Origin of the sequence: uncultured Pseudoxanthomonas sp. (genome assembly GCF_947498795.1) — a bacterium.
Taxonomy (GTDB): Bacteria; Pseudomonadota; Gammaproteobacteria; order Xanthomonadales; family Xanthomonadaceae; genus Pseudoxanthomonas_A.
In genome coordinates this window covers 471,234-488,689 of record NZ_CANMLQ010000001.1, presented here as the reverse complement: position 1 = coordinate 488,689, position 17,456 = coordinate 471,234, and the positions used below count along the sequence as shown (strand labels likewise).

Sequence of the window (17,456 nt, the reverse complement as noted above, 5' to 3'; positions counted from 1 at the left end):
CGCCATGCCTCCAGCTCCCACGTCCTCCCGGCTTCCGCTGGGCCTGTATGCGCTCACCGCCGGCGCCTTCGGCATCGGCACCACCGAATTCGTCATCATGGGCCTGCTGATGCAGGTCGCCGCCGACCTGCAGGTCTCCATCGCTGCGGCGGGCCTGCTGATCTCCGGCTACGCGCTGGGCGTGTTCGTCGGCGCGCCCCTGCTGACGGCCGCCACCAACCGCATGCCGCGCAAGGCGGTGCTGGTCGCGCTGATGATCGTCTTCACGCTGGGCAACCTGGCGTGCGCACTCGCGCCGAACTACGAACTGCTGATGGCCGCGCGCGTGGTCACCTCGCTGGCGCACGGCACCTTCTTCGGTGTCGGCGCGGTGGTCGCCACCGGCCTGGTCAGTGAAGACCGCAAGGCTTCGGCGATTTCCATCATGTTCACCGGCCTCACCGTCGCCACGTTGCTCGGCGTGCCGGCCGGCGCCTGGCTGGGCCTGGAATACGGCTGGCGCGCGACGTTTTGGGCCGTGACCGCCATCGGCGTGTTCGCCACCGTCATCATCGCCACGCTGGTGCCGGCGGACCGCAGCGCGCCCGCGCCGCTGTCGTTCCGCAACGAACTGCGCGTCGTCGGCCGCCCGCAGGTGCTGCTGGGCCTGTTGATGACGGTACTGGGCTTCGGCGGCATGTTCACCGTCTACACCTACATCCAGCCGCTGCTGACGCAGGTGACCGGCTTCGCCGATGCGGCCGTGTCGCCGATCCTGCTCGTGTTCGGCGTCGGCATGATCATCGGCAACCTGCTGGGCGGGCGCTTCGCCGATCGCCGTCACGCCACCGCCCTGCTCGGCACGCTCGCGGCGCTCTCATTGGTGATGGGTGTGATGAGCTTCGCCCTGCACAGCCGCTGGGCGATGATCGTCTTCACCGGCCTGCTGGGTGCCGCGGCGTTCGCCACGGTGTCGCCGCTGCAGCTGTGGGTGCTGCAGAAGGCCAGCGATGCGCAGAGTCTGGCGTCCAGCCTGAACATCGGCGCCTTCAACCTCGGCAACGCGCTCGGCGCGTGGCTGGGCGGCCTGGTGATTTCGCAAGGGCTTGGCCTTTCCGCATTGCCGTGGGTCGCCGCGCTCGTGCCGGCCTCCGCATTCGCCGTCGCGTTGTGGGCGCTTGCGCTGGAGCGCCGCCAGCGCTTCGCGCTCGCCGCCGATTGCGCCTGATCCTCCCTTCGTCGCATCGCCTCTTTGTTCTGCGCGCCGCATCATCGCGGCACGTGTCCCGACTCCCCACCAGGAACCGCCATGAAAGCCATCGCACTCACCCGTTACCTGCCCATCGATGATCCGCAATCGCTGCTGGACGTCGAACTCGATACGCCCACCGCCACCGGCCACGACATCCTCGTGCGCGTGCAGGCCGTGTCGGTGAACCCGGTCGACACCAAGGTGCGCTCGCCCAAGCCGCAGGTCGAAGCGCAACCCAAGGTGCTGGGCTACGACGCCGCGGGCGTGGTCGAAGCGGTTGGCGAAGCCGTGACCCGCTTCAAGCCCGGCGACGCGGTCTACTACGCCGGCGACATCACCCGCCCCGGCAGCAACGCGCAATTCCAACTCGTCGACGAACGCATCGTCGGCCGCAAACCCGCATCGCTCGACTTCGCGCAAGCCGCCGCATTGCCGCTTACCACGATCACCGCATGGGAACTGCTGTTCGACCGCATGCCGTACGCCATCGACGGCGGCGGTGAAGGCAAGTCGCTGCTGGTCATCGCCGGTGCCGGCGGCGTGGGATCGATCGCGATCCAGTTGGCGAAGCGCGCTGGCTTCACCGTCATCGCGACGGCATCGCGCCAGGACACCATCGACTGGTGCAAGGCGCTGGGCGCCGACCACGTGGTCAATCATCGCGAAGCGCTGGGACCGCAGCTGAAGGCGTTGGGCTTCGACACGATCGATGCGGCGCTGAACCTGGCCGACACCGACCGCTACTGGACCGAGCTGGGCGAACTGCTCGCACCGCTCGGCCATGTCGGACTGATCGTCGAACCCAAGGGCGAACTGCGCATCGGCGACCCCTACAAGGCCAAGAGCATCGGCATCCACTGGGAGATGATGTTCGCCCGCCCGCGCTTCCGCACCGCCGACATGGGCGAACAGGGCGCCCTGCTGGACCGCGTCGCCGACCTGATCGATGCCGGCCAGTTGCGCGGCACGCTGACCGATACGCTGTCGCCGATCAACGCAGCGAACTTGCGCGAAGCGCATCGCCGGCTGGAATCCGGCACCACCATTGGCAAGCTGGTGCTGGCCGGCTGGTAGGCCGGAGGAGCGACGCGCCGGCCGGCAGTCCGCCGGCGCTGGGTACCGACGCGCCGGGGACTTGCGCTATCGTGGCTGGCCGCCGCGCGCTGCTGCGCGATCCGCCCGCCCGTACGATTCCGCCATGCCCCTTTTCCCGGCGCCGCCGCGCCTGCCACATCACACTGCCGGCTTGACGCGGCGGGCCCCGCGGCCATGACGCAACCGCCCGCTCTGTTCCCGTTGCTGCCAAGCGGCCTGTTCGGTCCGCTGGCATCGGCAAACCGGGAGCATTACTGGCTGCTGCTGTGCCGCCTGTTCGACGAATTCTTCGGGCCGGACGCGCCCGTGCCGCCGAGCATGGGCTTCCAGCGCCGGGAGATCACCGCCGCACTCGAGCGCTACCTGCTGGCGGACGATCCCTGGGAAGACGAGGACGGCGACTCGCCCGACACCCCGTTGCCGGTGCGGGCCAACCACATCTACGACCGCTTCCGTAGCGCGGGCTGGCTGCGCCAGGACCGCATCGGTGCACGAGAGATGGTCACCATGCCGCCGGTCGTGCACCAGTTCCTTTCGCTGCTGGTCGAATTCGCGGAACACGGACCGACCTTCGTGTCGGCGAAGATGCGCTCGATCGAACACCAGCTCCAGTTGGTGACGGACGGCAAGGCATCGGGCGATGCCCTGGACGAAGCCGCAGACCAGGCGCGGCGACTGCTGGTGTCGCTGTCGTCGATGAGCCTGCAGGTGCGCGACCTCATGCCGGAGCTGAGCAAGGCCGAATCCACTGCGCAGTTCGCCCGCCAGTGGTTCGAACGCTATGTCGGCGAATTTTTCATCGGCGACTACGCCGAACTGCACACGGGCGACCATCCGCTGGCGCGGCGCAGCGCGATCCTGTCGATGGCGCAGCAGATCGAGACCGGCGAGCGCCGCACGGCGCTGCTGGCGTGGTACCGCGAGCACGTGGGCGGCGGCGACGGCGAGCGCGGCGGCCAGCGGTTAGCGCGAAGCCTGCGGCGCCTGCGCGAACTGGACCGCATCGACGAATACCTCGGACGGCTGGACGACGACATCCGCCAGGCGAACCGGCGTGCGCTCGCCTTCCTCGACTATCGCCTGCGTGCCCCCGACAAGCTGGACATCCTGCTGCGCCGTGCCTGCCGTGGCGTGCAGCATGCCCCGGAAACCGCACTGCGACTGCCGGTGGCGCCAGGCGCTCTGATGGACGCGAGCCGCCTGCGCCCACCGCGGCAGAAGCCGCAGCCCATTCCGCGCAGCGCCAACGCCACGCAGCCGCCGACACCCGAGCAACTCGCGCGGCTCAACCTGCTGCGCCGGATGAAGCGCGCGCGCCTGGTCACCGCCGAGGACATGGCGCGCTATGTCGGCCCGCACCTGGAGACGACGGATGCCGTCGACTCCGTCGCGTTCTCCATCGCCAGCATCGAAGACCTGCGCGCCTACCAGACCCTGCTCACGCTCGCGTTGCGCAGTCATCGCGCCGGCGGCCTGCGACGCGAGGATCCATTGGGCCGACTGCTGCGCGGGTATCGCGTCGAACTGCTCGATGCCGGCGGCCACGACGACAACGGCTATCTGCGCGCGCCACGCTTCATCGTGCGCCGCATCGGTACGCCCTCACGGAAAACCGCATGAAACGCAGCTGGAACACGCTCAGCCAACTCTCCAACGGCGTCTACGCCGCCCAGGACTTCGAACGCGCCGCCTACCGCCTGGTGGTGGAGCAGGTGCTGTACGCGAGCGACCGCAATACGCGCCTGGCGTACCACCTGGTGGAAGACCACTTCGACGACTTCATCGCCGCGCTCGCCCCGCTCGGCATCCGCCTGGAGCGCAATGCCCACTATCGCTACGTGGTGGCGTTGCCCGCGCATGCCGAGGGCGTGCCGGTGACGCTGGGCGAAACGCTCTTGCTGCTGGTCCTGCGGCAACGCTACGACGAGGCGATGCGGCAAGGCATGGTGGAGGACGAAGGCGTCGTCACCGTCGAGCTGCCGGAACTGCAGGAGGCCTACCAGGCACTGGCCGGGCGGCCGATGCCCGATGTCGGCACCCTGCGCGAACTCGCCCGCACCCTGAGACGCTGGGGCACTTGCCGGCTGGTCGAGTCGGAACCGGACGATCCCCAGCCATTCCACCTGCACGTGCGCCCCGCCATCGTGGAGATCGTCGGCGAACAGTGGCTGCAACGGCTGGACCAGCACAACCGCGACGACGACGCCGGCGGCGCGGACAACGACGACGTCACGGAGGACGGCGATGCAGCAGCTTGAGCGCGTGCACCTGGTGCAGTTCTTCCTGTTCGAGGCACAGACCCTCGAACTGGACGCCACCACCGCCATCATCGCGCCCAATGGCGCCGGCAAGAGCGCCTTGCTCGATGCGCTGCAGATCGTGCTGCTGGGCGGCGACCGCAGCCGCATCCGGTTCAACGCGCAGGCCGGCGGCAGCCATCGTGCGCGCACCATCCGCGACTACTGCCTGGGCGTGTTCCGCAGCGGCGACGACGGACGCAAGCGGCGCACCGCCACCACCTACATCTCGCTGGTGTTCCGCGATACCGACACCGGCGACCTGCTGACCGCCGGCATCGCACTCGGCGCATCGGTCGACGAGCCCGACCATCGGCTGCACGGGCTGTACCTGCTGCCGGGCGTGGCGCTCGAGCTCGCCGACCATGTAGAACAGGTCAAGGGCAAGGAACTGCCGCTGGCCTGGCCGACCTTCCGCGAGATGGCCGTGCGCCGCTGCAAGGCGGCCGGCGGTGCGCCCGAACTGCACACCGTGGCCGAGCGCTTCGTGAAGGACCTGCTGCTGCGCCTGCGCGCCTCGCCCACCGCGAACCCCGACATCAACGCCTATCGCAAGGCGTTCCTCAACGCCCTCAACCTGCAGCGTGTGGAGGACGTGGACCTGTTCGTGCGCACGCTGGTAGCCGAGGACAGGCCCACCGACATCGCCCGCTTCCGTGCCTTGCTGGAGAGCTTCCGCCAGATCCGCGACCGCATCGCACAGGTGCGCCAGCGCATCGAAGCGGCCGAAGGCGTCGAGCGGCAGTACGACCGCATCGCCACCCAGGCCGTGCGGGCCGCGTCCTACCGCGCTTTGGCCGCCGAATACGCGCGGGAGCTGTACCGCGAACAGCTGGATCAGGCCGAAGGCGCCGTGACCCGTGCGGAAAACGGCCTCGCCGATACCCGCCGCCACCTGATCGACACGCGCGCCGAACGCGACACGCTGCGCGATGAACAAGCACGTGCCACCGCCCGCCTGCAGGGGAGCAGCGGGTATGGGGAACAGGCGCAACTCGACGAACTGGCCGAGCGCGATCGCGAGCGCCTGGCACAGGTGATCCGCGAGCTGCAGCGCGATATCGGTTTCGTCTGCGATACCTTCCGCCAACTCGATGCGCTCGCGCTCGACGGCATCGAGGCCGGTGCCGTGGACGCGGCGCGCGCGGAGTGGGACACATGGCATGCCGCGCTGGCGTCGCTGGCAGACGGGGAGGCGCTGCCCTGGACGCCGGAGGACCTGTTCGCGCACGCACGCCAGGCGCTGAGCAGGTCCGCGCCCCTGCGCGAGCAGGTCGACCAGCACGCCCGTCACCTGCACGCCGCGTACGACAAGGCGCGCGACGCGCTGCTGGCCGCGCGGCAGAACCAGAAGCGCCTGGCCGCCGGACAGGCGGAACTGCATGCCGATACCGTGCGGCTGATGAGCTACCTGCGCGAGGCGGGCATCGATGCGCGCCCCGTCTGCGACCTGGTGCGCGTCGCGGATCCCGCATGGCAGCCCGCCATCGAAGCCTATCTGCGCAGCAACGTGGAGGCGCTGCTGATTCCCGCCGCCGACGAAGAACGCGCGGTCAAGCTGTATCGCGGCCTGTCCGGCGGGCGTTCGGTCTACGGCGTGAAACTGGCGCTGTCCAGCCAGGCGCGCGAGTTGCGCGGGCGGGACGCTGCGGTCGGCAGCGTCGCCGCGCTGCTGGAAGGCGTCAACGACGATGCCCTGGCGTTCCTGCGCCGGCAGCTGGGCGAGCTGCGCTGCGTGGACACCGAAGCCGAGCTGGTGCGCAGCCGCCAGGGCCTGACCCGCGACGGCCTGCTGGCGCGCGGCGGCAGCATCGAGCGGTTGCGCCTGCCTGCCGCCGGCGAGCTTCGCATCGGCGCGTCCGACAACCGCGCCCGTTCGCGCGTGCTGCACGAAGAAATCGAGAAAGCCGAACGCGAGGTCCGCGAGATCGAGCCGCACCTGCGCCGCGCCGATGAATGCCAGCGCAGCCTGGCGCGGCTGGCCGACGCCGATGCGGTCGCACAGGCGCTGCACGAGCGCGCGGTGGAACATCGCCAGGTCGCGGGACGCTATCGCGCTGCGCAGCAAAGCCGCCTCGCCGCGCTGGATCCCGACCTGCTCCGCCTGTCCGATGCCGTGCGCGCACTCGCCACGCAACTCGGCGAGTGCGAGGCGCGTACCGATGCCCTGGTCGGGCAGGAAGCGGTCGCCGTGGCCGATCTGGACCGCAGTCGCCGCCTGCTCGCCGGTCTGCGCGAACAGGAGGAACGAGTCGCGCGTCGCGCCGTCGATGCCTTCGGGGATCCCGACGTCGATCCCAACCTGATCGAGCGGCATCGCGACGAACTGGATGCCAAGGTCGAGACCCTGGAAGAACGTAGCGCCACCTGCGAGCGGCGTGCCGACGAGAGCGACCGACAGCTCGCCAAGCTGCTGCCGGAGGCCTGGAGCACGCTGGCCCAGTACGCGCGCGACCATCAGCTGGACGTCGATTTCGACGCCAGTGCGTGGCGACCGGCGCTGGCGTTGCTCCAGCGCGAACTGGCCCAGCTGCGCGACACCGACCTGGTGCGCTACGAAGGCGAGGCGCGCCAGGCCTATGACACCGCCGTGGACACCTTCCGCGCCGGCGTAGCGGCGGCGCTGAACGACAACTTCATCCGCCTGCGCCAGCAGATCGCCACACTCAACCGGACGTTGCGCAGCAGCCCGCCGTTCTCCAACAACGAGCGCTACCAGTTCCACTACGAGGTGGTGCCGGAGTTCCGCGAACTGGAGCGCTTCATCAAGCGCGCCGTGGAGATCGGCGGTGAAGACACCCTGTTCGGCACGGCCGGCGAGGTGCCGGCGGCGTTCCGGGAGCTGATCGAGGACGGCGCTGCCGCACGGACTGCCACCTCCCCGCTGGACGACTACCGCCGCTTCTTCCGCTTCGAAGTGCAGATCCGCCAGGACGACGCCGTGATCGGGACGCTCAGCGAGCGCATGCGGTCCGGTTCCGGCGGCGAGCACCGGGCGCCGCTGTACGTGATCGCCGGTGCTGCGCTGGCGGCGGCCTACGGCAAGAGCGAGGCGCATCCGGGCGGCCTCGGGTTGATCCTGCTGGACGAGTTCGGCGACAAGATCGACGCGCAGAATGCACGCGCCACCACCAACTACCTGCGCTCGCTGGGGTTGCAGCTGGTGCTGGCCGCACCTGACACGGCGCAGGGCACGCTGAGCGGCGTACTGGACAGCTACATCGAACTGTTCCGCGATGGCGACCTGCTGCAGGCCGAGCGCATCGAGGTGCAGGCCGCCGCGCGCGCACTCCTGCTGTCCGACCAGTTCGACCTGCATCCGGAGCTGCTGGCCGAGGAAACTGCCCGCATCGAAAGGCAGCAGGCGCCGGCGTGAGCGACGCTCGGCGCGTGCTGGAGCGGCTGCTGCGTAAGGGCGAACGCGCCCGGCTGCGCGGCGATGCCTCCCCCGCCTCGCTGCCGATGACCGAAGCCAGCGCGCGCGACTATGCGTCGCTGCGCACGCTGGCCGAACGCGAGAGCTTCCACGCGCAGGTCGCCATCGCCGAACGCGCCGGCGCGGTCGAGGTCGAGCGCGACCGGCATCGCGGCGACGGTGAGCGCCTGCTGCGGCTCAACGTGATCGACCTCGAGGTACTGGCCGACCACCTGGGCGTGCCCTTGCTGGACGCCCGCGTCCGCGAAGCTGCCGGGGCGCTGTCGGCGTGGTTGACGGACTTCCCGATGCTGGATGACGTGCTGGCGGCGTGGCGGGCCGGCCGCAAGGTGCGCGGCCACGGTCCGGAGGCGGCACTCGACCTCGCCGACGCCGCGCTGGCAGTGCGCGCCCGCCTCACCGACGAGGCCCATGAACGCATTCTCCGCCGCGAGAGCGCACGCCTGTTCGCAGGGCGTGCGCAGGCGAGCAAGCGGCTCGAACAGCTCACCCCGTGGCTGGACCTGCTGGGTAGCGGTCAGCTGGCTGCCGATGGTCTCCTCGAGAAGGAGCACGTCTGGGCCTCGCTGGGCCTTCGCCGCGAGCCGCAGCCGCTGCTGGTCGCCGGTACCGGCACGCTGCTGCTGGACAGCGACGTGGAACTGCCGCTCGCCACGACCTTCCTCGGCGTTCCGCTCGACGCCGTGCGCGGCGTGCGGACCGGCGCCGCATGCGTGCTGAGCGTGGAGAACCTGGCCAGCTTCCACGACACCGCACGTACGGCAGGCGTAGAGCGCGCGCTGGTGGTCTACACCGGCGGCATGCCGTCTCCGGCCTGGCGGCGCGCTTATGCCCGACTGCTGAGTTCGCTGCCCCCGGACATTCGGTGTGGCACTGGGGAGACATTGACGAGGGCGGCTTCCGCATCGCTGCCGTCCTCGCGCATACCGTCGCCGCGAGCGGCCATCGGCTGCGGCCATGGCTGATGACGCCTGCGGACATCCTGCCGATCTCCGTGCACGACGTGTCGGTACCTGCACCCGACCTGCTGCAGGCCATGTGCCGATGGGCTGGACGTGCTGGCTGGGCGGGCGTCGCTGACGCGCTGCGCGCGGAGCCTCTGTGCATCGAGCAGGAAGCCCTGCCCGCCCGCCTGCCTCCTACAGACCTCGCCGCGCGATGATGGCCTCCACTGTCCCGACCGCGCTTGCGTGCCCCGGTGTTTCACGGCATCGTGCGCCCACCCATACGCCCGCGTATCCACTGCCCGCATGACGTCGACCGCCGCCACCGACTCCTCGCCCTACCCCCACCTGTTCAGGCCGCTCGACCTGGGCTTCACCACGGTCCGCAACCGGGTGCTGATGGGCTCGATGCACACGGGGCTGGAGGACCGGGCCAAGGATTTCCCGCGCCTGGCGGCGTATTTCGCCGAGCGCGCGGCCGGCGGCGTGGGCCTGATCGTCACCGGCGGTTTCTCGCCCAACCTGGTGGGCTGGCTGAAGCCGTTCGGCGGCAAGCTGTCGTGGCCGTGGGAGGCCCGGCCGCACAAGTTCGTGACCAAGGCCGTCCACGAGCATGGGGCGAAGATCTGCGCCCAGTTGCTGCACGCCGGCCGTTACGGCTACCACCCGCTGACCGTGGCGCCGTCGAAGCTCAAGGCACCGATCAATCCGTTCACTCCACGCGCGCTGTCGGCCCGCGGGATCGAACGCCAGATCAGCGCCTACGCCAACGCGGCGAAGCTGGCGCGCGACGCCGGCTACGACGGCGTGGAAATCATGGGTTCGGAAGGCTATTTCATCAACGAATTCACCGCGCCGCGCACCAACAAGCGCGACGACGCCTGGGGTGGCACGCCGGAGAAGCGCATGCGCTTCGCGGTGGAGATCGTGCGGCGCGTGCGCGAGGCGGTGGGCCCGGACTTCATCATCATCTACCGGCTGTCGCTGCTGGACCTGGTCGAAGACGGCAACCAGTGGGACGAGATCGTCCAGCAGGCCAAGGCGGTGGAAGCCGCGGGCGCGACGATCATCAATTCCGGCATCGGCTGGCACGAGGCGCGCGTGCCGACCATCGTCACCTCGGTGCCGCGCGCGGCCTTCGTCGACGTCACCGCCAAGCTCAAGCCGCACGTGCGCGTGCCGCTGGTGGCGACCAACCGGATCAACATGCCCGAGGTCGCCGAAGGCATCCTTGCCGCCGGAAAGGCCGACATGGTGTCGCTGGCGCGCCCGCTGCTGGCCGACCCGCAATGGACGGCCAAGGCGCGCGCCGGCACACCGCAGGCCATCAACACCTGCATCGCCTGCAACCAGGCCTGCCTGGACCACGTGTTCGAGAACAAGCTCGCCAGTTGCCTAGTCAATCCGCGCGCCTGCCACGAGACCGACCTCACCTATAAGAAGACGTTCGCGCCGAAGACCATCGCGGTGGTCGGTGCCGGCCCTGCCGGCCTGGCCTGCGCGACGGTCGCCGCCGAGCGCGGCCACCGGGTGACCCTGTTCGACGCGGCCGACGAGATCGGCGGGCAGTTCAACTACGCCAAGCGGATCCCGGGCAAGGAGGAGTTCCACGAGACATTGCGCTACTTCCGCCACAAGCTGGAAGAGACACGCGTGGAGGTGAAACTCTCTTCTCCGGTCGCGGCGGCCGATCTGGCCGGCTTCGACGAAGTCGTGCTGGCGACCGGCATCACCCCGCGCAAGGTCGCCTTCCCGGGCGCCGACCACGCCAAGGTCGTCAGCTATGTGGACGTGCTGTCGGGCCGGGTGAAGGTGGGCGCACGCGCCGCACTGATCGGTGCCGGCGGCATCGGCTTCGACGTCGCCGAGTACCTGACCCATGAAGGGCCTTCGTCCTCGCTGGACCCGGCCCGCTGGATGGCCGAATGGGGCGTGGATCCCACCTTCGAAGCCCGCGGCAGCTTGGCACGCCCGCATCCGGAGCCGCCCGCCCGCGAGGTCTGGCTGCTCCAGCGCAGCCCGGGCAAGCCGGGTGCCCGCCTGGGCAAGACCAGCGGCTGGGTGCACCGGGCCACACTCAAGGCCAAGCAGGTGAAGATGCTGGGTGGCGTGGAGTATCTGGGCGTGGACGATGCCGGGTTGCGCATCAAGGTGGACGGCGCCGACCAGCTGCTGCCGGTCGACCACGTGGTGGTCTGCGCCGGCCAGGAGCCGCGGCGCGAGCTGCAGGCCGCCCTGCTGGCCGCCGGCCGGACGGCGCACCTGATCGGCGGCGCCGACGTGGCCGCCGAACTGGACGCCAAGCGCGCGATCGACCAGGGCAGCCGGTTGGCGGCAAGTCTGTAGGCATGCCCTCCGTAGAGTCGAGCTTGCTCGACTGCGGAACGGCTGGAATTCTGGAAATTCGGGCAAGAGCAGCGGAGCAAGCTCCGCTCTACTGGCGCTTGGAACCAGCCCGAACACAGCCGTTAAAGACGTCGTCGCGTTGAGCCTGCTCCACTCCCGAACGCCCGGAATGCGGCAGCGACTCGGGCTGAGGGACGGAGCAATCTCCGCTCCAAGGGCCTGCTTCCTGCGACGTCCCTCACAGTTTCCAGCCAGATGGGTGCCCCCGCCGTCAAGCCGGCCCGTTCAGGCCGAGTTGGGACGCCCCCCCCTACCTTGCGCCCACTTTCCGGCCCGCCGCCCAGTTCAGGCGGGCTGAGCCCGGCGCTCGGATCCCTCTGATCCGGCCTTGCCGGTCCCCGGGCAGCCCGTGTGAAGGCTGCCTCCCCATGACGCCCTGCCGCATGTCCCAGGTTTGCCGCTCCCCGCGTGATGGGAGAGGCAGGGGTGCGGGAAAGACGGAGCAAGGAGTTCCCATGAAACTGGCCTGGATCCTATGGCTGTCGCAGATGTTGCCGCAGCCGGCCGCCGATTCGCTTTGCCTCAGCACCACCGTTTACCTGGAAGCCCGCGACCAGACCCTCCGCGGCCAGCAGGCCGTTGCCGAGGTCGCCCTGCGCCGCCGCGACAGCGGCCTGTGGGGTGATTCCGTCTGCTCCGTGGTCACCGCCCGCAAGCAGTTCGCACCGACCATCGTCGGGCCGAATACCCGCCTGAAGAACCCGGAGGCCTGGGCCCAGTCGGTCACCGTCGCCCTGAACGCCGAACGCAACTGGGCCCTGCCGCCCGGCCAGCGCAAGGAAATCGTACCCGGCGCGAGCCACTTCATGGCGCACCAGATCGCCAGCCCGAGCTGGCGCAACGCGTACCACGTGGCCACCATCGGCGACCACACGTTCCTGCGCGTGCAGAAGCTCAAGCCCCGCTCCTGAGACCGAGCGCTTTCGAAGCCACGTGCACGCGCTGATCCGTTCGCCGCAGCCGGAGCCGCATGGCCCCTGCTCCCCCTCTCTCGCGGGAGAGGGCAAGGGGTGAGGGCAAACCCCCGCGATGCCTGCGGTTCGTAGGCGACACGATCCGTTGCACCGCGCATCACATTGGAAACATCCGAGGCCCGCGATAATCGCGGGCCTTTCTTTTTCCCAGGGGACACCATGAAGCTGTACACCAAGCCCGGCGCGTGCTCGACCGCCGACCACATCGCACTGCAGTGGACGGGCCAGCCGTTCGATGTGCAGGTGATGACGGCCGCCGAGATGAAGGCGCCGGCGTACCTGGCGATCAATCCCACCGGCGCGGTGCCGGCGATCGTCGATGGCGATTTCGTGCTGACCCAGAACGCCGCGATCATGGGCTACATCGCCGACACGTATCCGCAGGCGCACCTGGCCGGCGACGGTTCGCCGCGGCAGCGCGCGCTGGCCGCGAAGTGGCTGTCCTTCGTCAATTCCGACCTGCACCCGGCGTTCCATCCGCTGTTCGGACCGGCACGCTTCATCGGCGACGAGACGCAGTTCGAGGCGGTGAAGGACGCAGCGCGCAAGCGCGTGCGCGGCTTGTTCGAGCAGGCAGACAGTCAACTGGAAGGCCGCGACTGGCTGGCCGGCTTCCGCAGCTTCGCCGATCCGTATTTCTACATCACGCTGCGCTGGGCAGACCGGATGGGCGTCGACCTGTCGGGCCTGCAGAACATCGCCGCGTTCAAGCAGCGCATGGAGGCCGATGCCGGCGTGCAGGCCGCGCTGAAGGCCGAAGGCCTGGCCTGATCCTGCGCGGCGCGCGTCAGCCCAACGACGCGCGCACGTCCTCCAGCCAACGCGTGGCGAAGGTGTGGTCGCGCGCCTTCGTCATCGCGGTGGCGACATCGGGAAGCAGCGCTTCCAGATCATCGGCGTTCGCGCAACGCTCGACCTTGAGCTGCAGGAAGTAGCCCTTCAGGCCGATGTGCGAACGGATGTCGTCGGTAATGCGCGCATACAGCAGGTTGTAGCGTTCGGCGGAGGTCATGATGACCGGGAGCGCACCGTCGTTCGATTTGGTGCCGGCCACTGCAGCCAGCATCGAGGCAGCACCGGAGCGGCGTTCGATCAGTCCGTCCGTCGCCAGTTTGCCGAGCGCATCGTCGGGCGCATGCAGGCCGCTCATCATCGCCTGCAGTTCGTCGTCGCTGCGCTGGCCATCGACCAGCAGCAGGATCGAACGCAGACCGGCCGGCAACTTGCGCGTGCGTTGCTGGATCTCGTTGCGTCCGGCCTCGGTCTTGCACCATCTGGTCTGCATGGCATCCCCCAAAACGACGCGCGGCGGGCCCCTCCCGCGGCTACGACGTTCCCCTGTCCGCCAGTAGTACCCCGGCCCGGCCCTCCCCGGCTGCCACGCGGGTCACACAAACGACACGGGGCCGCCTGACCTTCGTCGAAACGGCCCCGCGGGACAGCTGCGCTGGCCTCAGCGCTGGTCGATCGGCACGAAGGCCAGATCCTCAGGCCCCGTGTAATTGGCGCTCGGGCGGATGATCTTGCCGTCGATGCGCTGTTCGATCACGTGCGCGCTCCAGCCGCTGGTGCGGGCGATCACGAACAGCGGGGTGAACATCGCCGTCGGCACGCCCATCATGTGGTAGCTGACCGCGCTGAACCAGTCGAGGTTCGGGAACATCTTCTTGATGTCCCACATCACCGACTCCAGACGCTCGGCGATGTCGTACATCTTCATGCTCGACTGCTCGGCGGACAGATCCTTCGCCACCTGCTTGATGACGTCGTTGCGCGGATCGCCGGTGGTGTACACAGGATGGCCGAAGCCGATCACGACTTCCTTGCGCTCCACGCGCGCCTTGATGTCGGCTTCCGCTTCGTCGGGCGATTCGTAGCGCTTCTGCACTTCGAAGGCCACTTCGTTCGCTCCGCCATGCTTCGGGCCGCGCAGCGCACCGATGCCACCCGCGATGCAGGAATGCATGTCGCTGCCGGTGCCGGCGATGACGCGGCAGGTGAAGGTGGACGCGTTGAACTCGTGCTCGGCGTACAGGATCAGCGAGGTGTGCATCGCGCGCACCCAAGACTCGCGCGGCTTCTCGCCGTGCAGCAGGTGCAGGAAGTGGCCACCGATGGAGTCGTCGTCGGTCTCCACGTCGATCGCGCGACCGTTGTGGCTCCAGTGGTACCAGTACAGCAGCATCGAACCCAGCGAGGCCATCAGCTTGTCGGCGATGTCGCGCGCGCCGGGATGGTTATGGTCGTCCTTCTCCGGCGATACGCAACCGAGGATCGACACGCCGGTGCGCATCACGTCCATCGGGTGCGCGGACGGCGGCAGCTCTTCCAGCGCGGCCTTCACCGCGGCCGGGATGCCGCGCAGCGACTTCAGCTTCGCCTTGTAGGCGGCCAGCTCAGCGCGGTTGGGCAGCTTGCCGTGCACCAGCAGGTAGGCGACTTCCTCGAACTCGCTGGTCGTGGCCAGGTCGAGGATGTCGTAGCCGCGGTAATGCAGGTCGTTGCCGCTGCGGCCGACGGTGCACAGCGCGGTGTTGCCGGCGGCGGTGCCGGACAGGGCGACGGATTTCTTCGGCTTGAAGGGGACGCTCTCTGACATGTTCAATTCCTCATCTTGTTTTGGAGCCCCTCTCCCGATGGGAGAGGGGTCGGGGTGAGGGTTCGGCGAAATCCGTGCAGCTCGAACATCGCTGGCTTCGCCGTACCCTCATCCGCCCTTAGGGCACCTTCTCCCGAAGGGAGAAGGAATATCCTTACTTCTTTGCGGAAAACAGGGTGTCGAGCTTCTGCTCGAAGGCGTGGTAACCGATGCGGTCGTACAGCTCCTCGCGCGTCTGCATGCTGTCGACCACGTTCTGCTGGTGGCCGTCGCGGCGGATCGCTTCGTACACGTTCTCCGCGGCCTTGTTCATCGCGCGGAACGCCGACAGCGGATACAGCTGGATCGCCACGCCGACCGAGGCCAGTTCGTCGCGCGTGAACAGCGGCGTCTTGCCGAACTCGGTGATGTTGGCCAGCACCGGCACTTTCACCGCATCGACGAAACGTTGATAGGTGGGCAGGTCGTAGGCGGCCTCGGCGAAGATGCCGTCGGCGCCGGCCTCGACGCAGGCGATGGCACGCTCGATGGCGGCGTCCACGCCTTCGACCTGGATGGCGTCGGTACGCGCGATCAGGAAGAAGTCCGGATCGGTCTTGGCATCGGCGGCCGCCTTCACGCGGTCGACCATCTCGCCGGCGGACACGATTTCCTTGCCGGGACGATGGCCACAGCGCTTGGCGCCCACCTGGTCCTCGATGTGGCACGCGGCGGCGCCGGCCTTGATCAGCGACTTCACCGTGCGCTCGATGTTGAACGCGCTGGGGCCGAAGCCGGTATCGATGTCGACCATCAGCGGCAGGTCGCAGACATCGGTGATGCGGCGCACGTCGATTAGCACGTCTTCCAGCGTGTTGATGCCCAGGTCGGGCAAGCCCAGCGACCCTGCGGAGACGCCGCCGCCGGACAGGTAGATCGCCTTGTAGCCGGCGCGCTTGGCCAGCAGGGCGTGGTTGGCGTTGATCGCGCCGATCACCTGCAGGGGCGATTCGGCGGCGAGCGCGGCGCGGAACTGCGCGCCTGCGGACGGGGTGCTCATGCGACGTGACTCCTCATCGGTCAGCGAGCGGCCTCGGCCTGGGGCCGGTGCCGGAGGTGCGTGAAGGGTACGCCCCTCTTCGGGACGCAAATCTGGCACCATCCTCAGGGTTGATCAATCTTGATCGAACGAATCAATATTTCTCGATGGCCTCCGCGACCGACCTTCTGTCCGCCCGCGACACCTGCCGCCTGCTGGGCATCAGCCAGGCCACGCTGTACGCCTACGTCAGCCGTGGCCTGCTGGAATCCCGCCCCGGCAAGGACCACCGCAGCCGCCTCTACCTGCGCCAGGACGTGGAGCGCCTGGCCCAGCGCAAGCAGGTGGGGCGCGGCGCGGCGCGGGGCGCGGCGCAGAGCCTGGACCGGGGCCTGCCCGTTCTGGAGACGCAGATCTCCCTGATCCGCCCGGATGGCCCTTACTACCGCGGTCGTTCGGCGATCGGCATGGTCCACGACGGCGCCACGCTGGAAGACGTCGCGCGGCAACTCTGGGACTGCGGCGAGGAGGACCCGTTCGCCGCGCCTTCGTCGACCCCGTGGCCGACGCTCGTCGCGCCGCTCGCCTCCGATCTCGCGCTGCCGCCGCTCGAGCGCGCGATGGCGGCGATCCCGCTGCTGGCGCTGGACGTGCGCCACTCCTTCAACTCGGCGCCCCGCGTGCGCCACGAGATCGCCGCCGGACTGCTGCGCCACAACGCGGCCCTGCTGGTCGCACAGCCGCCTTCCGGCGCGCCGGTGCATCGCGTGCTCGCGCAGGCCTGGCATCCGGGCGACGACGGGTTCGCCGACCTCGTGCGTGCCGCGCTGGTCGTGTGCGCGGACCACGAACTGAATGTCTCCGCCTTCGCAGCGCGCGTGGTCGCCTCCACCGGTGCGCATCTGCACGCCACCGTCTGCAGCGGCCTCGCCGCGCTGTCCGGGCCGCGCCATGGCGGCGCGACGGCGCGTGCGTACGCACTCATCGCCGATGCCCGTGACGCCGGCCACGCGCGCCGCTTCATCAGCGAGCGCTGGCAGCGTGGCGATGATCTTCCGGGCTTCGGCCATGCGCTGTATCCGCAGGGCGATCCGCGCGGTGCCGAGCTGCTGGCGCGCGCCCGCGAGCGCCACGCAGGCGAGCGCGAAATGGCCGCACTGGAAACACTGATCGCCGCCACCGAAGACATCAGCGGCCTGCGCCCGAACATCGACTTCATGCTGGCGGCGATCTGCCACCTCAACCGCCTGCCGGCGACGCCCGCGCTGGTGATGTTCGCCGCGGGCCGCCTGGCCGGCTGGCTGGCGCACGCGCTGGAACAACAGGCGATGGGCGGCCTGATCCGTCCACGTGCGCGCTACACCGGCATCACGCCATCGACACCGTCGGCGTGACGCGCATGCGCTGCGCCCGCACGGATTTGACATCGATGACGCATGCACCGACCCTGCAAGTG

At 69.2% G+C, this 17,456-nt stretch carries 14 protein-coding genes; 11 read left to right on the top strand and 3 right to left on the bottom strand.

Annotated features, from left to right (window positions below; all coding sequences use genetic code 11):
• Positions 1–4 precede the first annotated feature (4 nt).
• From Q0907_RS02315 to Q0907_RS02270, 10 genes are all read left to right on the top strand, one after another.
• A complete protein-coding gene (locus Q0907_RS02315) occupies positions 5–1,207 on the top strand; it encodes an MFS transporter (protein WP_299341089.1) in 1,203 nt (400 codons plus the stop codon).
• An 81-nt stretch (positions 1,208–1,288) separates the two neighbouring features.
• Positions 1,289–2,305, top strand: coding sequence for a zinc-binding alcohol dehydrogenase family protein (locus Q0907_RS02310; protein WP_299341087.1), 1,017 nt, complete (start codon positions 1,289–1,291; stop codon positions 2,303–2,305).
• A 195-nt stretch (positions 2,306–2,500) separates the two neighbouring features.
• On the top strand, positions 2,501–3,946 hold the full coding sequence (locus Q0907_RS02305) for a Wadjet anti-phage system protein JetA family protein (protein WP_299341085.1): 1,446 nt from the start codon (positions 2,501–2,503) through the stop codon (positions 3,944–3,946).
• Positions 3,943–4,584, top strand: a complete 642-nt coding sequence (locus Q0907_RS02300; protein ID WP_299341082.1) for a DUF4194 domain-containing protein — start codon at positions 3,943–3,945, stop codon at positions 4,582–4,584. The genes Q0907_RS02305 and Q0907_RS02300 overlap by 4 nt, the downstream gene beginning before the upstream one ends.
• Positions 4,571–7,999, top strand: a complete 3,429-nt coding sequence (locus Q0907_RS02295; protein WP_299341079.1) for an SbcC/MukB-like Walker B domain-containing protein — start codon at positions 4,571–4,573, stop codon at positions 7,997–7,999. The genes Q0907_RS02300 and Q0907_RS02295 overlap by 14 nt, the downstream gene beginning before the upstream one ends.
• Positions 7,996–9,024, top strand: a complete 1,029-nt coding sequence (locus tag Q0907_RS02290) for a hypothetical protein (RefSeq protein WP_299341076.1) — start codon at positions 7,996–7,998, stop codon at positions 9,022–9,024. Before Q0907_RS02295 ends, Q0907_RS02290 begins: the two co-directional genes overlap by 4 nt.
• Positions 9,024–9,221: a hypothetical protein gene (locus tag Q0907_RS02285; protein ID WP_299341074.1), complete on the top strand. Its 198-nt coding sequence runs from the start codon at positions 9,024–9,026 to the stop codon at positions 9,219–9,221. Before Q0907_RS02290 ends, Q0907_RS02285 begins: the two co-directional genes overlap by 1 nt.
• A gap of 88 nt (positions 9,222–9,309) precedes the next feature.
• Complete coding sequence (locus Q0907_RS02280) at positions 9,310–11,349, top strand: NADPH-dependent 2,4-dienoyl-CoA reductase (protein ID WP_299341071.1); 2,040 nt, start codon at positions 9,310–9,312, stop codon at positions 11,347–11,349.
• 515 nt (positions 11,350–11,864) lie between these two features.
• Positions 11,865–12,320, top strand: coding sequence for a cell wall hydrolase (locus Q0907_RS02275; protein ID WP_296279047.1), 456 nt, complete (start codon positions 11,865–11,867; stop codon positions 12,318–12,320).
• A gap of 222 nt (positions 12,321–12,542) precedes the next feature.
• Positions 12,543–13,154, top strand: a complete 612-nt coding sequence (locus Q0907_RS02270) for a glutathione S-transferase N-terminal domain-containing protein (protein WP_299341068.1) — start codon at positions 12,543–12,545, stop codon at positions 13,152–13,154.
• A 16-nt stretch (positions 13,155–13,170) separates the two neighbouring features.
• On the opposite strand, the gene Q0907_RS02265 is transcribed toward Q0907_RS02270, so the two are convergent.
• The 3 genes from Q0907_RS02265 to prpB all read right to left on the bottom strand — a co-directional run bounded on the left by Q0907_RS02265 (position 13,171) and on the right by prpB (position 16,021).
• The gene (locus Q0907_RS02265; RefSeq protein ID WP_299341065.1) at positions 13,171–13,668 is read right to left on the bottom strand and encodes a hypothetical protein; all 498 of its coding nucleotides are present in this window, start codon (positions 13,666–13,668) and stop codon (positions 13,171–13,173) included.
• Between the two features lie 168 nt (positions 13,669–13,836).
• On the bottom strand, positions 13,837–14,988 hold the full coding sequence (prpC, locus tag Q0907_RS02260) for a 2-methylcitrate synthase (RefSeq protein ID WP_299341062.1): 1,152 nt from the start codon (positions 14,986–14,988) through the stop codon (positions 13,837–13,839).
• A 148-nt stretch (positions 14,989–15,136) separates the two neighbouring features.
• Positions 15,137–16,021, bottom strand: a complete 885-nt coding sequence (prpB, locus tag Q0907_RS02255) for a methylisocitrate lyase (RefSeq protein WP_299341060.1) — start codon at positions 16,019–16,021, stop codon at positions 15,137–15,139.
• A gap of 146 nt (positions 16,022–16,167) precedes the next feature.
• Between prpB and Q0907_RS02250 the strand changes: the two genes are divergently transcribed.
• A complete protein-coding gene (locus Q0907_RS02250) occupies positions 16,168–17,394 on the top strand; it encodes a citrate synthase family protein (RefSeq protein WP_299341057.1) in 1,227 nt (408 codons plus the stop codon).
• The last annotated feature ends 62 nt before the right edge of the window (positions 17,395–17,456 follow it).